The following is a 15,252-nucleotide window of genomic DNA, read 5'->3' as shown; positions in this document are numbered from 1 at the left end:
CGGGCTGGCACACGCCGGCTGCCCTTGACGGCGACGTGGTCATGGACCACACTCCACGGATACATGTGACGAGCCGTCACAGCTAACCGAGGGGTCGATGATGACACCACAGTTCGACGCGATCATCGTCGGCGCAGGCTTCGGCGGCATGGGTGCCGCGATCGCACTCCGCGAACTGGGGTACGAGCGTCTGTCGATCCTCGATCGCGAGGACGACCTCGGCGGTACGTGGCACGTCAACCACTACCCCGGGCTCGCCGTCGACATCGCCTCGGTGACCTACTCGTACTCGTTCGCCCCGAACCCCCACTGGTCGCGACTGTTCGCACCCGGCGCCGAGCTGAAGAAGTACGCCGAACACATCGCCGACACCTACGACCTGCGGCGCGCGATGCGTTTCGGGGTCAGTGTGCAGCGCGCCGAATGGAATGGCCGCGAACACCACTGGACCGTGACCACCGACGCGGGCGAGACCCTCACCGGACGCTTCCTCGTGACCGCCACCGGATTCCTGTCCCAACCCCACACGCCCGACTTCCCGGGTATCGACGAGTTCGCGGGCACGATCATCCACACCACGCGATGGGATGACGACCACGACTTCACCGGCGAACGTGCCGCGATCATCGGCACGGGTGCCACGGCGGTGCAGCTCATCCCCGAGATAGCTGCGCGCGCAACCGCTCTCACGGTGTTCCAGCGCACCCCCATCTGGGTCGTGCCGAAGATCGACTTCGCCATACCGCCGTTCGTGCAGCGCCTGTTCGCCCGCGTGCCGCGCACCCAGCGGGCGGCACGATCGGTCAACAACGCGATCCTCGAGGGGATCATGGTGGTGGGTGTCCTGCACTTCCGGCAGGCCAAGATCGTCAACAAGATCGCCGCCGCCGCCGCGCGGGCGCACCTGCGGGTCTCGGTCCGCAGTCGCGCGACGAGGAAGGCCCTCACACCGCACTACGACTTCGGCTGCAAACGACCGACGTTCTCCAACAAGTACTTCCGCACGTTCAACCGCCCGAACACCCGGCTGCAGACATCGTCGATCGAACGCTTCGAGAGCGACGCGGTGATCACCGCCGACGGCACCCGCACACCGATCGACACGCTCGTGCTGGCGACCGGTTTCAACCTCTGGGACACCAATTTCCCGGCGTTGCAGATCATCGGACGCGAGGGACGCGACCTCGGTGCGTGGTGGCGTGAACACCGGTTCCAGGCCTACGAGGGCATCACGATCCCGAGGTTCCCGAACCTGTTGAGCCTGAACAGTCCGTACTCCTACAGCGGGCTGTCCTACTTCACGACGATCGAATCGCAGATGGCCCACATGCGCCGTCTGCTCGGCGAGCTGTCGCGGCGTGGCGCGGCCACCTTCGAGGTGACCGACGACGCCAACTCCGCCTTCCTGGACGACGTCACCGAGAAGCTCGGCGACTCGGTCTTCTACGGCGGCCAGTGCTCCACCTCGCGGAGCTACTACTTCAACCAGCACGGCGAGGCGGCGCTGCTGCGTCCGACCTCGACGTCGAACAGCCTCCATTCGGCCTCGACGTTCCCGCTCTCGGATTACGCATTCGGAACCAGCACCCAACCCGTCTGAGACGCCGCTGCGGGCCCCACCCCGTCACGCGGTACGGCCGTTCTCGCCGTAGCGGTCACTCGATGCTCGCGCACAACCCACGGATGTCCTCGGCCACAGCGGCGTTCACGCGACGGTCGAGGGCCGTCGGTCGGTGGAGGATCTCGTAGACGCGGGCCGCGCGGACGCCGGAGAGCACCAGCCGATGGACGTGGGGATGCCGCACCGCGTGACGGGGCATGAGCGCGATGCCGTGGCCGGCGGCGACCATGGCCTCGATGACCGCGAAGTCGTTGATGCGGTGGACGACCCGAGGTGCGACACCGGTCACCGTCGCGAGGGACAGCAGCACGTCGTCAACCGGGAACCCACCGCGCACGCTGATCCAGTCCTCGCCGTCGAGGTCATCGAGACTCACCGACTCACGCTCGGAGAGGCGATGGTCCGGCGGGACGACGAGGTCGACGGGTTCCCGCATCACCACGGCGGAGCGAACGCGGGGCGAGGTGATCGACGGCGCGCGTTCGTCGCGGTGGGTGAGCACAAGATCGTGGTCGGCCAGCGCATCGGGCGCCGAGCCGTAGGGCACGTCGACATCGACGGCCACGAGGTCGATCCCCGACGACCGCGTCGCCGACAGCAGACCCGGCAGCAGCAGCGCTGCGGCCGAAGGGAACATCGCGAGTCGCACCGTGCCGACGGTGGTGCGAGAACGGGCGGCCATCTCCTCGGCGGCCCGGTCGACGGCGGCGATCACCTCGTCGGCGCGCAGCACCAGCGCACGGCCCGCGTCGGTGAGCCGCAGGCCGCGCCCCTGCTGCTCGAGGAGCTCGATACCCGCCTCGCGGGCCAGAACCTTGAACTGCTGCGACACCGCCGACGGCGTGAGGCGCATCGCATCGGCGACGGCGCCGACACTGCCCCGATCGGCGAATTCCCTGAGCAGCCGCAACCGGTGCACGTCCATGTAGGAAATCTACAACGACCGCGCACAACAATTCGATTGTCCTGAAGCGGGCGCCTCGCCCATCGTTGTCCACATGAGCACTCGCCACCGTCTGATCGGGCTGACCGTCGTCGTGCTGTGGGGCCTGAACTTCATCGCGATCCACGCGGGCCTCGAACACTTCCCGCCGTTCTTCTTCGCCGCGCTGCGCTTCGCCCTGATGGCCGTCCCGGTGATCCTGTTCGTCCCCTTCCCGAACGTCCCCGTGCGGTGGCTCCTGCTCTACGGAACCGGGTTCGGGATCATCCAGTTCGCGTTCCTGTTCCTGGCCTTGGCGACCGGCATGCCGACCGGACTCGCGTCCCTGGTGCTGCAGTCGTCGGCCCCGTTCACCGTCGTCCTCGGGGTGGTGTTGCTCGGCGAGCGGATGACGCGGCGGCAGGTGGTGGGCATCGGTGTCGCGATCGGCGGCATGGTGCTGATCGGGATCGACCGCGCCGAGGCCGGCGCCGGGATCGGCGTGCTCCCGATGCTCCTCACACTGATCGCGGGACTGGGGTGGGCGTTCGGCAATCTCGGCAGCCGCATGGCCAAGCCCGACAACCCCATGCGGCTCACGTTGTGGATGTGCGTGATCCCGCCGATCCCGCTCTACCTCGTGAGCCTGGTGATCGAGGGACCCTCGGCCGGGGTCGACGCACTGTCGACCGCGTTCACGCACGAGGGTCTGATCGCGCTCGGTGGACTCGCCTACGTGATCGTGCTGGGAACCGTCGCCGGGTCGGGACTGTGGACCTATCTGATGAGCAAGCACCCGGCGAGCACGGTGGCGCCGTTCTCGCTGCTGGTGCCCGTGGTGGGGATCACCGCCTCGTGGCTCGTGCTCGGTGAGGATCCGTCTGCGCTGCAGCTCATCGGGGCCGCGGTGGTCATCGTCGGCTGCCTGGGCGGGATGATGGGCGCGGCGGGCAGAGCGGTCCCTGTGACAGACTCATCGGCATGTCCGACGCCCCCACGCAACGCCGGGCGCGCCTCCCGATTCGTACCCGGACGGCGCTCGCGGCGGCCGCAGGAGCTCGCTGGGCCTCCCAGAGAACCGGTCGCGGCAAAGGCTCCATGATCGGTGGCCTCATCGCCGCGAAGATCGACCCCTCGATCATGGGTCGCCTCGCGGGCGGTAAGGCCACCGCGCTCATCACCGGCACCAACGGCAAGTCCACGACGACCAAGATGACCGCCGCGGCATTGGCCGGGCTCGGTGGTGTGATCAGTCAGGCCGACGGCGCCAACATGGACGCCGGCATCATCGCCGCACTCACGCTCGGACGCGACGCTCCGTATGCCGCGATCGAGGTCGACGAGCTGCACGTACCCCACGTGTCCGACGCGGTCGATCCCGATGTGCTTGTGCTGCTGAATCTCTCACGCGATCAGCTCGACCGTGTAGGCGAGATCAACATCATCGAGCGCAGGCTGCGCGAGGGCATCGCCAAACACCCCGACATGACGGTGATCGCGAACTGCGACGACGTACTCGTCGCCTCCGCGGCGTACGACGCGGCGAACGTGGTGTGGGTCGCGGCCGGCGCCGGATGGGCCAACGACTCGGTGAGCTGCCCACGCTCGGGCGAACCGATCATCCGTTCCGGCGACGACTGGTACAGCAGCGGAACCGACTTCCGGCGCCCCACACCCTCGTGGTGGTTCGACGACGACTCCATCCACGGCCCCGACGGCTTCACCGCGCCGATGACCCTCACCCTGCCCGGGAAGGCCAACCGCGGCAACGCGACCCAGGCCGTCGCCGCGGCGGTGGCCATGGGCGCCGACCCCCACGCCGCGGTCGCCGCGGTGTCCGGTGTCGGCGAGGTCGCCGGGCGGTACGGGGTGCGCACCGTCGGCCCGCACTCGGTCCGTCTGCTGCTCGCCAAGAACCCGGCCGGATGGCAGGAGGCGCTGTCGATGATCGATCCCGATGCCGCCGGACTGGTGATCGCCGTCAACGGCCAGGTGCCCGACGGCGAGGATCTCTCGTGGCTCTGGGACGTGCGTTTTGAGCACTTCGAGAACACGACGGTCGTCGCCGCGGGAGAACGGGCCTCCGACCTCGGGGTGCGCCTCATCTACGCCGGGGCCGAGCACCAGACCATCCCCGATCCGTTGGTGGCCATCGCCTCGTGCCCTCCCGGCCGGGTGGATGTCCTCGCCAACTACACCGCGTTCCGTGACCTCGGCGTCGCCATCGACCGGATCGAACGCTCGGAGGGGACCCGCCGTGGCTGACCAGACCTCGACTCTCCGAATCGGTTTGGTGCTGCCCGACGTGATGGGCACCTACGGTGACGGCGGCAACGCCCTCATCCTCCGCCAGCGCGCACGGATGCGCGGCATAGACGCCGAGATCGTGCAGATCACCCTCGACGACCCCGTCCCCGAGTCGCTCGACGTCTACACGCTCGGTGGGGCCGAGGACTACGCGCAGCGTCTCGCCACCCGACACCTCCTGCGATACCCGGGTTTACAGAAGGCCGCCGCCAAGGGGGCGCCCGTGCTGGCGATCTGCGCCGCCATCCAGGTTCTGGGTCACTGGTACGAGACCTCGGCAGGCGAGCGGGTCGAGGGCATCTCGATGCTCGATCTCACCACCACACCGCAGGCGACCCGCAGCATCGGCGAGCTGGTCACCAGCCCCACCCTCGCTGGTCTCACACAGCAACTCACGGGATTCGAGAACCACCGCGGTGGAACGATTCTCGGCACCGACTCGGTTCCGCTGGCCCGCGTCGACTCCGGTCACGGCAACCGCGCCGGGGATCGAGCCGACGGCGCTGTCACCGGGTCGGTGATCGGCACCTACCTCCACGGTCCGGTGCTCGCCCGCAATCCCGAGCTCGCCGACCACCTGTTGTCGCGGGCCATGGGTGGCGCGACACTGCCACCGCTCGATCTGCCGGAGATCGACCAGCTGCGCCGTGAACGGATCGCGGCGGCGAAGCGGTAGCTGAGGCACCGTTCGGTGTCGGTGCTGCGTGCGACGGTGGAACGATGATCACGGGTCCGCGACACCAGCTCTTCGCCACCGTGCGCCCTGACAGCGATCGCGACGTCGCCGACCTCGACACCTTCGCGTGGTCGCTGGTGACCGAGCTGTGTCGCGCGCTCGACCTGACCGTCGTCGAGCAGGGCACCGAGACGCTCGACGGCGGGGTCACCGTCACGTCCGTCGGCACCGACGAGACCGCGGATCCCATCACCATCACGACGTTCTGGCGCCACGCCTGCACCGTGGTCGACATCCCATCCGGCGCCGCGCCAGACCCGCGGACCACGGGGGCGGTGTTGGAGGCCGAGGTCGCCCATTCCGAGGACTTCGCCGTGGTGGCCGGCGCCACGCACCCGGCGGGAGGGCACATGACGTCGGTGTACGAGGTGCTGTGGTGCGACAACAGTCGGAGACACTGGGAGCGGGCCGATCTGGGGCCGACACTCGAGGAGCTCGACTGAGTCAGCCGATCACCCGGCACCGCTCGCGGGTGCGGTCGACGGCGAACCAGCCTGCCTCGAAATCCTGCCAGCGTTGCAGGTGCTCCCGCGTGTTCTCGCCGTCGCGGGCGACCGCACGCTCGAGTCGTTCCGGGGCGGTGGGGCCGTCGAGCCACAGCGCGTGGTCGGCGCGATCGGCCATGGCGGTCCGCGCACTCGACACCCCCTCGATGACCAGGAGTGGTTCCCACCGGATCCACACGCGTGGACCCGGCTCGGCGGTGTCGCCACGCCACACACGCGGTCGGTGCCGGTAGTCGTGTCGGCGTGTATACGCCTGCAGCACCTCGTGTTCGAGCTCCGGCCACCATCCCACCGGGTCATCCCACGTGGCGAACTCGTCGGTGCGGATGAGCACGGCACCGCGCCGGCGCTCGCCCAGCGCACTCATCAGCTGATCGGCGAACGACGACTTTCCGGCGCCCGACGGCCCGTCGATCACCACGATGCCCGAACGGAGCTCGTCGGCGAGATCCGATGTCACCGAACGGGAATCGAGATCAGGAGACGACACGACGGCGACTACGTGAGAACACGGCGACCCGACATGGCGCGCCCGAGGGTGAGTTCGTCGGCGAATTCGAGGTCACCGCCCATGGGCAGACCGGAGGCCAGTCGGGTGACCGACAGGCCCGGGAAGTCCTTGAGCATCCGCACGAGATAGGTCGCGGTGGCCTCACCCTCGGTGTTCGGGTCGGTCGCGACGATGACCTCGGTGACGTCGACGCCGTCGGCCTGATTACCTAGACGCCGCAACAGTTCTCGGATCCTCAGCTGGTCGGGACCGATGCCGCCGAGCGGGTCGAGGGCGCCACCGAGGACGTGGTAGCGACCCTTGAACTCCTTCGTGCGCTCGATCGCCTGCACGTCCTTGGGTTCCTCGACCACACAGATCTTCGTGGTGTCGCGGCGGGCGTCGGAGCAGATGCGACACAGCTTGTCGGCGGAGACGTTGCCGCATTCGGCGCAGAAGGTGACGTCGTCGCGGACGTGTCCGAGAGCGGCGATCAACCGGTCGAACTCCTGGTTCTCGGAGCCGAGCAGGTGGAACGCAATACGCTGTGCGCCTTTGGGTCCCAGACCGGGAAGCTTGGCCAGCTCGTCGATCAGATCCTGGATCGGTCCCTCGTACACAGGGGTGTCACTGACCCAGGCCGGGGCCGCCGAATCCGGGCAGCCCGCCACCCAGTCCGCCGAGGCCGCCGGCCAGGGGGCCCATGGTCTGCGACGCCAGGGCGTCGCGCTTGCTCGCGAGGTCGGCGAGCGCGCCGACGATGAGATCCTGCAGTGTCTCGACGTCATCGACGTCGATCACCTTCGGGTCGATCGTCACGCCGGTCACGTCGCCGGTACCGCTTCCGGTCACGGTGACCAGGCCGCCACCGGCCGTGCCGGTCAGCTCGGTCTCCGCGATCTGGTTCTGCGCGGCGAGAAGCTGCTCCTGCATCTTCTGTGCCTGCGCCAACAGTCCTGCCATCGGGTTCTCGGGATCCACGTACTCCAGCGTAGTGGGCGCGCCGCCCAAGTCAGCGCAGCAGACGCTCGACGTGCTCGGCGATCTCGTCCAGGGTCACGCCGTCGGCGGCCTCGGCGTCGAACGACAGGACGTCGGTGCCGCCGAAGATCCGCGACGCGCGGGCGGTGAGCGCGAACTCGAACCGGTCGCCGATCCGTCGCCACTGGGTGATGCCATCGGGGACGGGCGCGCTCATACCGGTGCTGACCTGGTACGTCGGCGCCGTCGTGGTGACCTGGGTCAGCAGGTCACGTTGGATCTGGAAGCAGTCGCTGCTCTCGGTGTCGAGAAAGATGACGGCCTCGAACGCCAGATCGGCGATGCGGTCGTACGACGCGACGATCATCGGACCATCGTCGCACCCGCTGCGTCACGACGGCCCGACTGCGGTGGTGCGGGGTGCGGTGGTGTCGGGTCAGGGCCGGCGGTCGGTGGTGAAGGTGCGGGTACGGCCGGTGAGCGGATCGTCGAAGGTCAACTCGGCCGCGACCAGCCGCAGCGGTCGGGAGAAGTCGCCGCGGTCGGGGCGGGCGGCGAGGTCGTCGTCGATCTCGGGGTAGAGAGGATCGCCGACGATCGGGGTCCCGAGACCGGCCATGTGCACGCGGAGTTGATGGGTGCGGCCCGTGATCGGTGTCAGCCGGTACTCGGCGAGTCCCTCGGTGCCGGATTCCCCGACCACCTCGACGCGGCTGCGCGCGTTCACCGCACCCGCGACGACGCGTGCCCGCAGGTCGGTCGCGTCCTTGACGATGCGATCGGCGACCTCTGTCGGCATCGACACCCGCGGCGCCGGTGCGACCGCGCGATACACCTTGCGCACCTGCCGTTCGGCGAACAAACGCTGGTAGGCGCCCCGCACCTCGGGTCGGAGAGTGAACAGCAGCACGCCGGCGGTCAGCCGGTCGAGCCGATGGGCCGGACTCACCGCATCGATGCCGAGGTGGCGGCGCAGACGCACCAATGCGGTCTGCGTGACATGCGCGCCGCGCGGCATCGTCGAGAGGAAGTGCGGTTTGTCGACCACCACGATGTCGTCGTCGCGGTGCAGGATCGGCATCGCGAACCCGATCTCGACCTCGGTCGGGAGATCCCGGTAGAGGTACACCGGCCGACCCGCCCGGCATCGAGTCGCCGGGGTCAGCGCGATGCCGGTGGAATCGACGACCTCGCCGGCCGCGAAACGCTCGAGCAGGGCCGCATCGCCGACGCCGGCGAACGCCGGGGCCGCACGGAGTACGTCGAGGAGAGCGAGGGCGGGGTCGCGGACCACCACGCGCGTGGCGTCGACACCGTCACGCGGCGGCAGCGGGTGCGCTCGGCGGCGGCGTCCCATCGGTCGGCTCGTTGTTCGACTCAGCGCGACCGAAAAGCGGTCACGAGGTCTCGAGCCGCGTCTTCAGGTTGCCGAGCAACGCCGACTGGATGCGGTTCAGCCCCTTGGGGGCGAAGGTCTTCTCGAAGAAGCCGCCGATGCCACCGGCACCCTGCCACTGCGTGGTGGTCGAGACCTTCGAACCCGAACCCGCCGGGGTGACGGTGTAGGTGGTGACCATCGTCGAGTTCGCGTCGGTCTCGGTGATCGAGTTCGCGTCGGCCGTGACCGTCGCCTTCACGTTCCGCGAGCGCTTCTTCGTCGCCTGCAGCGTCCACTGCGCGACGGTGCCCGCGCCGGACTTCCCGCTCACCACCTGGTAGTCGAGGTACTGCTCGGGCAGGATCTGCGGACGCACCACGGTGTAGTCCGACAGCGCCGAGAGCACCGCGTCGGGTGCTGCGTTGATGTCGATCGACTGGGTCGCCGAAACCTGGGCCACGAGAATCTCCTCGGTGTCGGGCCCGCCGGAAGGGCAGGCCGTGTCGTGCCGAACAGATTACCGGTGGTCAGCCCCTCCTGATCGCCACCGGCGCCGACCCCGCGAGGGTGCGGGCGACCACGCAGTAGCGCTCGGTGAGTTCGAGGAGCTTCGCGACCTTGGCGTCGTCGGCGTCGGTGTCGAAGGTGAAGGTCAGCGAGATGTCGGTCATCCCGACGGGCACGTCGCGGTCGATGCCGAGGGTGCCGCGAGCGTCGAACGCGCCGTCGGCACGCACCTGTGCGTTGCGGATGTCGAGCGACATCGCCGTCGCAACCGAACGGAACGTCACCCCGGCACACGCCACGAGCGCCTGCAGCAGCATGTCGCCCGAGCAGGCCTCGCTGCCGTCGCCGCCGGTGGTGGGGTGCAGACCGGCGGTGATGGGACCGGCCCAGGTGTCGACGGTGCAGGTGATGTCCCCGTCGGTGAACGTCCCGACGGCGTGCAACGGCGCGAGGGCGGCCTCGGGCTGTTCCTTGTACTGGTCCTTGAGCGGCTTCTGCAGTTCGCGCAGTGCGGTGGCGTCCATGGACCAATCGTGGCACGCGTCGAGTGGTGTTCATTCACGCGCCATCCGGTCGTGTCCGGTGGCTGGTTGGCGGGGCCGAGAGCGGAGTCCTAGTCTCATCGAGATGACTTCAGACACAGCGGCGGGATCGGGCGAGGTGCTGAGGCGGCGGCGGTCGCAGGCGGGGTCGAACGACCGCGAGATGGGGACCGACGCGTTCGCCCGCGGTGTCGAGACGCTTCTCGCGAGCTACCGCGCGATCCCCGACCACGCCACGGTCCGCTTGGCGAAGAAGACCTCCAACCTCTTCCGCCGTCGCGCGAAGAACCCGTACCCGGGACTCGACGTGTCCGGCCTCGACCGGGTGATCTCCGTCGACCCCGACGCGATGACCGCCGACGTCGCCGGGATGTGCACCTACGAGAACCTCGTCGAGGCGACCCTCCCCTACGGTCTCGCACCACTGGTGGTGCCCCAGCTCAAGACCATCACCCTCGGCGGTGCGGTCACCGGACTCGGTATCGAGAGCACATCGTTCCGCAACGGGCTCCCGCACGAGTCGGTGCTCGAGATGGACATCCTCACCGGTTCGGGGGACATCGTCACCGCGAGTCCCACCAACAGCAACGCCGACCTCTTCCACGGCTTCCCCAACTCCTACGGGACGCTGGGCTACAGCACGCGGCTGCGCATCGAACTCGAACGTGTCGACCCGTTCGTGGAGCTGCGCCACCTGCGATTCACCGACATCGCGACGCTGCAGGACACGATGGACCGCATCATCACCGACGGCAGCCACGACGGCGAGACCGTCGACTACCTCGACGGTGTCGTGTTCACCGCGACCGAGGCGTACCTCACGCTGGGTCGTCGCAGCGCGGTCGAGGGACCGGTCAGCAACTACACCGGGTCCGACATCTATTACCGGTCCATCCAGCACGCGACGACCTCGACGCCGATCCGCGACCGGCTGACGATCCACGACTACCTGTGGCGGTGGGACACCGACTGGTTCTGGTGCTCGCGTGCGTTCGGCGCGCAGAACCCGAAGATCCGTCGATTCTGGCCGAAGAAGTTGTTGCGCAGCAGTTTCTACTGGAAGCTGATCGCCCTCGACCACCGTTACGACATCGCCGACCGACTCAACGCCCGCAAGGGTGAGCCGCCGAACGAGCGTGTCGTGCAGGACATCGAGGTGCCCATCGAACGGACCACCGAGTTCATCGAGTGGTTCCTCGACACCATCCCGATCGAGCCGATCTGGCTGTGCCCACTCCGGTTACGCGCCGCGAGCGACGCGAGCGGGTCGAACGGCGACAGGCCGTGGCCGCTATATCCCCTGGAGCCGAACCGTACCTACGTCAACGTCGGGTTCTGGTCGGCGGTACCGATTCAGGAGGGCGCAGTCGAGGGTCGGGCCAACCGTCTGATCGAGGCCAAGGTCTCCGATCTCGACGGCCACAAGTCCCTGTACTCGGACGCGTTCTACGACGAGGAACAGTTCGACGAGTTGTACGGCGGAGACGCGATGCGGCGTCTGAAGAAACAGTTCGACCCGGGAGCCCGTTTCCTGGATCTCTATGCGAAGGCGGTGAAACGTCAATGACGGCGAATCACGGAACATCCACCAAAGGCGGTTCACCGTCGATCATCTCGGCGCCCAAGATGTCGCTCGCCGAGATCGTCGAGGCGATCGCCGGCGGCGACCTGAAGGTGCGGGTCACCGCGTACGACGGCAGCGCCGCCGGACCTGTCGACGCCGAGTACGGCCTCGACCTCGTGACCCCGCGTGGCACAACGTATCTGGTCACCGCACCGGGTGATCTCGGGATGGCCCGGGCGTACATCTCCGGCGATCTCGACCTCAAGGGCTCTCCGCCCGGAGACCCCTACGATGCGCTCAAGGCACTCTCGGCGAACGTCAGTTTCGCCCGACCCAACGCGATCACGCTGGCCAACATCACGCGGTCGCTCGGGCTCGAGCACTTCAAGCCGATCACCCCGCCCGCCCAGGAGGCGCAGCCGAGGTGGCGTCGTATCGCCGAAGGGTTGCGGCACAGCCGAACTCGTGACGCCGAGGCGATCCACCACCACTACGACGTGTCGAACACGTTCTACGAGTGGGTTCTCGGGCCGTCGATGACCTACACGTGCGCCTGCTTCCCCGACCGCGACGCGAGCCTGGAGACGGCGCAGGACAACAAGTACCGCCTGGTGTTCGACAAGCTCGGCCTGAAGCCCGGCGACCGACTGCTCGACATCGGTTGCGGCTGGGGCGGCATGGTGCGCTACGCGGCTCGTCAGGGTGTGTACGCGATCGGTGCGACGCTGTCGGCCGAACAGGCCGACTGGGCGCAGAAGGCGATCGCCGAGGAGGGGCTCGCGGAGTTCGCCGAGGTCCGGTTCAGTGACTACCGCGACGTCACCGAGACCGGGTTCGACGCGGTCTCGTCCATCGGCCTCACCGAGCACATCGGTGTGGCGAACTACCCGTCGTACTTCGGGTTCATGCGCGACAAGGTGAAGCCGGGCGGGTTGATGCTGAACCACTCGATCACCCGGCCCGACAACAAGGGCAAGCACAAGGCGGGCGCGTTCATCGACCGATACGTGTTCCCCGACGGGGAGTTGACCGGATCGGGCACCATCATCGCGGCCATGCAGGACGCCGGCCTCGAGGTGGTCCACGAGGAGAACCTGCGCGAGCACTACGCGATGACGCTGCGCGACTGGAACCGGAACCTCGTGGCCAACTGGGACGACGCCGTCGCCGAGGTCGGTGAATCGACCGCCCGCCTGTGGGGTCTGTACATGGCCGCCTGCCGGGTCGGCTTCGAGCGCAACATCATCCAGCTGCACCAGGTGCTCGCGGTCAAGCTCGACGAGAACGGCGGCAACGGCCTCCCCCTGCGCCCCTGGTGGAACGCCTGATCTGACACCCCCGCAGTTGGGCACGTAGATCCCGCAGTTGGGCAGATAGTGCCGCACTTGGGCGCCGGCGTTTGTGATGCCGTTCGATCGGGGTCGTCACGTGCCCAACCGCGGGCGTTACGTGCCCAACTGCGGTCGTTACGTGCCCAACTGGCGGGCTAGGTGCCGTCGATGGGGCGGGCGCCGAGCTCGGAGACAAGCAGCGCCATGGCGACCTGCTCGGGATCCATGCGCGGATCGGGGTCGCTGTCGCGGGCGTCGGCGATCATCTCGTCACGATCGGCGTCGGTGAGGTCCTCGTCGGCGACGGGTGGCGCAGGTTCCGGGGATGGTTCCTCGGGCGGCGGTGGTTCGTCCGATGACCCCGCGGCCGCCGCGTTCGCCCCACTGCGTCCGCCACGACGCGTGTAGGTGGTCTTCTCCGCCGCTGCGCCCTTGCGGCCGGGACCCGTCGAGTCGGTCACCGTCGGCGCCGACGCCGCGTCGTTGGCCATGTGGACGCAGCGCATGGACCACTCGCCGCCGAACACGTCGCCCATCGCGGCGCTGATCACCGTCTGACCGCGGGGTTCGGAGAGCCGCGCGACCAACGGTGCCGCGTCGTGGCTGATCACGAGGGTCGACCCCTCGACCGCGCGCACCGTCGCGGCCGACAGCATCACCTGGATGATCTTGTCGCGTTCGCCGATCTTGGCGCGTACATCGGCCCACTTCGCGCGCACGGTCTCGACGTCGACACCGGCCGCCGCGGGAGGGCCCGGCTCGGCTGCGACGGGTTCGGGCGTCGGCGGTTCCGGTTCCGGTTCGGGCTCGACCGGTTCGGGCTCGAGCAAGGGCGGCTCGGGCTCGTCGACGACCTCCGGCTCGGGCTCGACGGCTACGGGCTCTACGACGGGGGGCTCGACGGCTACGGGCTCGACAACGGGGGGCTCGGCAGCTTCAGGCTCGACGGGCGGCTCGGGCTCCGGAACGACCTCGGGGGCGGCGGGCTCGGAGACCGCGACCGGTTCGACGACGGGTGCCGGCGCGGTGACCGGAGGCGCGGGTTCGGTCTCGGGCCGCGAGTCGGGCTCGGCCTCCCGACGCTGCGAGGGACGCACGAACTTCGACCCCGCGTCGGTGTCGGCGGGCGCGGCAGGCGGTCCGGCGGGTCCGGGCACCACCGCGGGTGCCGGTGCACCGATCTGGGCCGTGACCGCGGGTGCGCCACCGGCGAGCTGCGCCTCGATACGTTCGATCCGTTGCAGCACAGCTGATTCCGCATCCGACGCCGAGGGCAGCAGCATGCGCGCGCACATCACCTCGAGCAGCAGGCGCGGCGAGGTGGTGCCGCGCATCTCTCCCAGCGCCGCGTGCACCGTCTCGGCGAAGCGGGTCAGCGTGGCGGGGCCGATGCGCTCGACCTCGGCACGCATGTGCTCGACCTGGTCCTCGGGGACCTCGACGAGTCCGCGCTCCACCGCGTCGGGCACGGCCTGCAGGAGGATGAGGTCGCGGAACCGTTCGAGCAGGTCGACGGCGAACCGACGCGGATCGTGGCCGGCATCGACGAGCCGCTCGACCGCACCGAACAGTGCGGCGCCATTCGACTCGGCCAACGCGTCGACGGAGTCGTCGATCAGCGCGACATCGGTGACGCCGAGCAACGCCAGCGCCCGCTCGTAGGTCACGCCCTCGGGTCCGGCGCCGGCCAGCAACTGGTCGAGAACACTCAACGAGTCGCGTGGCGAGCCACCACCCGCGCGGATCACCAATGGGAACACCGGCGGCGCCACGGTGACGTTCTCCTTGGCGCAGATCGACTCGAGCAGGCCGCGCATCACCGCGGGCGCGAGCAGCCGGAACGGGTAGTGGTGGGTGCGCGACCGGATGGTCTGCAGCACCTTCTCGGGCTCGGTGGTCGCGAAGATGAAGATGAGGTGTTCCGGCGGCTCCTCCACCACCTTCAGCAGCGCGTTGAAGCCCGCGCTCGAGACCATGTGCGCCTCGTCGATGATGAACACCCGATACCGCGACGACGCCGGGGTGTAGGAGGCACGGTCGCGGAGCTCGCGGGTGTCGTCGACGTTGCCGTGGCTCGCCGCGTCGAGTTCCATCACGTCGAGGTTGCCGGGGCCGCCGGGCGCGAGCGCCACGCACGAGTCGCACACGCCGCACGGCGTCGAAGTGGGGCCTTCGACGCAGTTCAGCGACCGCGCGAGGATGCGCGCCGACGACGTCTTGCCGCAGCCGCGCGGACCCGAGAACAGGTAGGCGTGGTTGATGCGGCCGGAATCGAGTGCCCGACACAGCGGCTCGGTGACGTGTTCTTGTCCGACGACGTCGGCAAACGTAGCTGGTCGATACGTCCGGTACAGGGCCACGCGAGAA

General features: G+C 68.7%; 16 protein-coding genes. 7 read left to right on the top strand and 9 right to left on the bottom strand.

What is annotated here, in order from left to right:
* Positions 1-100 precede the first annotated feature (100 nt).
* Positions 101-1,600 (top strand): flavin-containing monooxygenase, encoded by a 1,500-nt coding sequence (locus ASG12_RS03300; RefSeq protein ID WP_055785129.1) that lies wholly within the window; start codon positions 101-103, stop codon positions 1,598-1,600.
* A gap of 55 nt (positions 1,601-1,655) precedes the next feature.
* Here the strand turns inward: ASG12_RS03300 and ASG12_RS03295 are convergent, their stop codons facing one another.
* On the bottom strand, positions 1,656-2,546 hold the full coding sequence (locus tag ASG12_RS03295) for a LysR family transcriptional regulator (RefSeq protein ID WP_055785126.1): 891 nt from the start codon (positions 2,544-2,546) through the stop codon (positions 1,656-1,658).
* A gap of 73 nt (positions 2,547-2,619) precedes the next feature.
* Here ASG12_RS03295 and ASG12_RS03290 point away from each other — a divergent pair, with 73 nt between their 5' ends.
* The 4 genes from ASG12_RS03290 to ASG12_RS03275 are packed head-to-tail and all read left to right on the top strand — an operon-like array spanning position 2,620 to position 6,029.
* On the top strand, positions 2,620-3,645 hold the full coding sequence (locus ASG12_RS03290; protein WP_156377901.1) for an EamA family transporter: 1,026 nt from the start codon (positions 2,620-2,622) through the stop codon (positions 3,643-3,645).
* A complete protein-coding gene (locus ASG12_RS03285) occupies positions 3,642-4,808 on the top strand; it encodes a Mur ligase family protein (RefSeq protein WP_200932753.1) in 1,167 nt (388 codons plus the stop codon). Before ASG12_RS03290 ends, ASG12_RS03285 begins: the two co-directional genes overlap by 4 nt.
* Positions 4,801-5,526: a type 1 glutamine amidotransferase gene (locus tag ASG12_RS03280; protein ID WP_268810421.1), complete on the top strand. Its 726-nt coding sequence runs from the start codon at positions 4,801-4,803 to the stop codon at positions 5,524-5,526. Before ASG12_RS03285 ends, ASG12_RS03280 begins: the two co-directional genes overlap by 8 nt.
* 44 nt (positions 5,527-5,570) lie before the next feature.
* Positions 5,571-6,029, top strand: a complete 459-nt coding sequence (locus ASG12_RS03275) for a hypothetical protein (RefSeq protein WP_055785120.1) — start codon at positions 5,571-5,573, stop codon at positions 6,027-6,029.
* A gap of 1 nt (position 6,030) precedes the next feature.
* Here ASG12_RS03275 and ASG12_RS03270 read toward each other — a convergent pair whose 3' ends face one another.
* The 7 genes from ASG12_RS03270 to ASG12_RS03240 all read right to left on the bottom strand — a co-directional run bounded on the left by ASG12_RS03270 (position 6,031) and on the right by ASG12_RS03240 (position 9,972).
* Entirely contained in the window at positions 6,031-6,582 is a 552-nt protein-coding gene (locus ASG12_RS03270) for a uridine kinase family protein (protein WP_055785118.1), read from the bottom strand.
* Between the two features lie 8 nt (positions 6,583-6,590).
* The gene (gene recR / locus ASG12_RS03265; RefSeq protein ID WP_055785114.1) at positions 6,591-7,202 is read right to left on the bottom strand and encodes a recombination mediator RecR; all 612 of its coding nucleotides are present in this window, start codon (positions 7,200-7,202) and stop codon (positions 6,591-6,593) included.
* Between the two features lie 7 nt (positions 7,203-7,209).
* On the bottom strand, positions 7,210-7,545 hold the full coding sequence (locus ASG12_RS03260; RefSeq protein ID WP_045824761.1) for a YbaB/EbfC family nucleoid-associated protein: 336 nt from the start codon (positions 7,543-7,545) through the stop codon (positions 7,210-7,212).
* A gap of 49 nt (positions 7,546-7,594) precedes the next feature.
* Positions 7,595-7,930, bottom strand: coding sequence for a hypothetical protein (locus ASG12_RS03255; RefSeq protein ID WP_055785111.1), 336 nt, complete (start codon positions 7,928-7,930; stop codon positions 7,595-7,597).
* Positions 7,931-7,999: 69 nt separating this feature from the next.
* Positions 8,000-8,920, bottom strand: coding sequence for a pseudouridine synthase (locus tag ASG12_RS03250; RefSeq protein ID WP_055785108.1), 921 nt, complete (start codon positions 8,918-8,920; stop codon positions 8,000-8,002).
* A 40-nt stretch (positions 8,921-8,960) separates the two neighbouring features.
* Positions 8,961-9,401 (bottom strand): SRPBCC family protein, encoded by a 441-nt coding sequence (locus tag ASG12_RS03245; protein ID WP_055785105.1) that lies wholly within the window; start codon positions 9,399-9,401, stop codon positions 8,961-8,963.
* A gap of 67 nt (positions 9,402-9,468) precedes the next feature.
* A complete protein-coding gene (locus ASG12_RS03240) occupies positions 9,469-9,972 on the bottom strand; it encodes an OsmC family protein (RefSeq protein ID WP_045824704.1) in 504 nt (167 codons plus the stop codon).
* 181 nt (positions 9,973-10,153) lie between these two features.
* Here ASG12_RS03240 and ASG12_RS03235 point away from each other — a divergent pair, with 181 nt between their 5' ends.
* Both ASG12_RS03235 and ASG12_RS03230 read left to right on the top strand, forming a co-directional pair.
* On the top strand, positions 10,154-11,557 hold the full coding sequence (locus ASG12_RS03235; protein WP_055785103.1) for an FAD-binding oxidoreductase: 1,404 nt from the start codon (positions 10,154-10,156) through the stop codon (positions 11,555-11,557).
* Positions 11,554-12,882 (top strand): class I SAM-dependent methyltransferase, encoded by a 1,329-nt coding sequence (locus ASG12_RS03230; RefSeq protein ID WP_055785100.1) that lies wholly within the window; start codon positions 11,554-11,556, stop codon positions 12,880-12,882. The genes ASG12_RS03235 and ASG12_RS03230 overlap by 4 nt, the downstream gene beginning before the upstream one ends.
* A 158-nt stretch (positions 12,883-13,040) precedes the next feature.
* Here ASG12_RS03230 and ASG12_RS03225 read toward each other — a convergent pair whose 3' ends face one another.
* Positions 13,041-15,245, bottom strand: coding sequence for a DNA polymerase III subunit gamma and tau (locus tag ASG12_RS03225; protein WP_055785097.1), 2,205 nt, complete (start codon positions 15,243-15,245; stop codon positions 13,041-13,043).
* Between the last annotated feature and the right edge of the window lie 7 nt (positions 15,246-15,252).

The organism is Williamsia sp. Leaf354 (assembly GCF_001424365.1).
GTDB lineage: Bacteria > Actinomycetota > Actinomycetes > Mycobacteriales > Mycobacteriaceae > Williamsia_A.
The sequence above is the reverse complement of the archived record's forward strand: the minus strand, read 5'-3'. Positions and strand labels throughout refer to the sequence as shown.

Excerpts from the sequence above, each read along its gene's own strand:
- ASG12_RS03300 (WP_055785129.1), top strand. The coding sequence starts at position 101 with ATGACACCACAGTTCGACGCGATCATCGTCGGCGCAGGCTTCGGCGGC.
- ASG12_RS03295 (WP_055785126.1), bottom strand. The coding sequence starts at position 2,546 with ATGGACGTGCACCGGTTGCGGCTGCTCAGGGAATTCGCCGATCGGGGC.
- ASG12_RS03290 (WP_156377901.1), top strand. The coding sequence starts at position 2,620 with ATGAGCACTCGCCACCGTCTGATCGGGCTGACCGTCGTCGTGCTGTGG.
- ASG12_RS03285 (WP_200932753.1), top strand. The coding sequence starts at position 3,642 with ATGATCGGTGGCCTCATCGCCGCGAAGATCGACCCCTCGATCATGGGT.
- ASG12_RS03275 (WP_055785120.1), top strand. The coding sequence starts at position 5,571 with ATGATCACGGGTCCGCGACACCAGCTCTTCGCCACCGTGCGCCCTGAC.
- ASG12_RS03260 (WP_045824761.1), bottom strand. The coding sequence starts at position 7,545 with ATGGCAGGACTGTTGGCGCAGGCACAGAAGATGCAGGAGCAGCTTCTC.
- ASG12_RS03255 (WP_055785111.1), bottom strand. The coding sequence starts at position 7,930 with ATGATCGTCGCGTCGTACGACCGCATCGCCGATCTGGCGTTCGAGGCC.
- ASG12_RS03250 (WP_055785108.1), bottom strand. The coding sequence starts at position 8,920 with ATGGGACGCCGCCGCCGAGCGCACCCGCTGCCGCCGCGTGACGGTGTC.
- ASG12_RS03240 (WP_045824704.1), bottom strand. The coding sequence starts at position 9,972 with ATGGACGCCACCGCACTGCGCGAACTGCAGAAGCCGCTCAAGGACCAG.
- ASG12_RS03235 (WP_055785103.1), top strand. The coding sequence starts at position 10,154 with ATGGGGACCGACGCGTTCGCCCGCGGTGTCGAGACGCTTCTCGCGAGC.
- ASG12_RS03230 (WP_055785100.1), top strand. The coding sequence starts at position 11,554 with ATGACGGCGAATCACGGAACATCCACCAAAGGCGGTTCACCGTCGATC.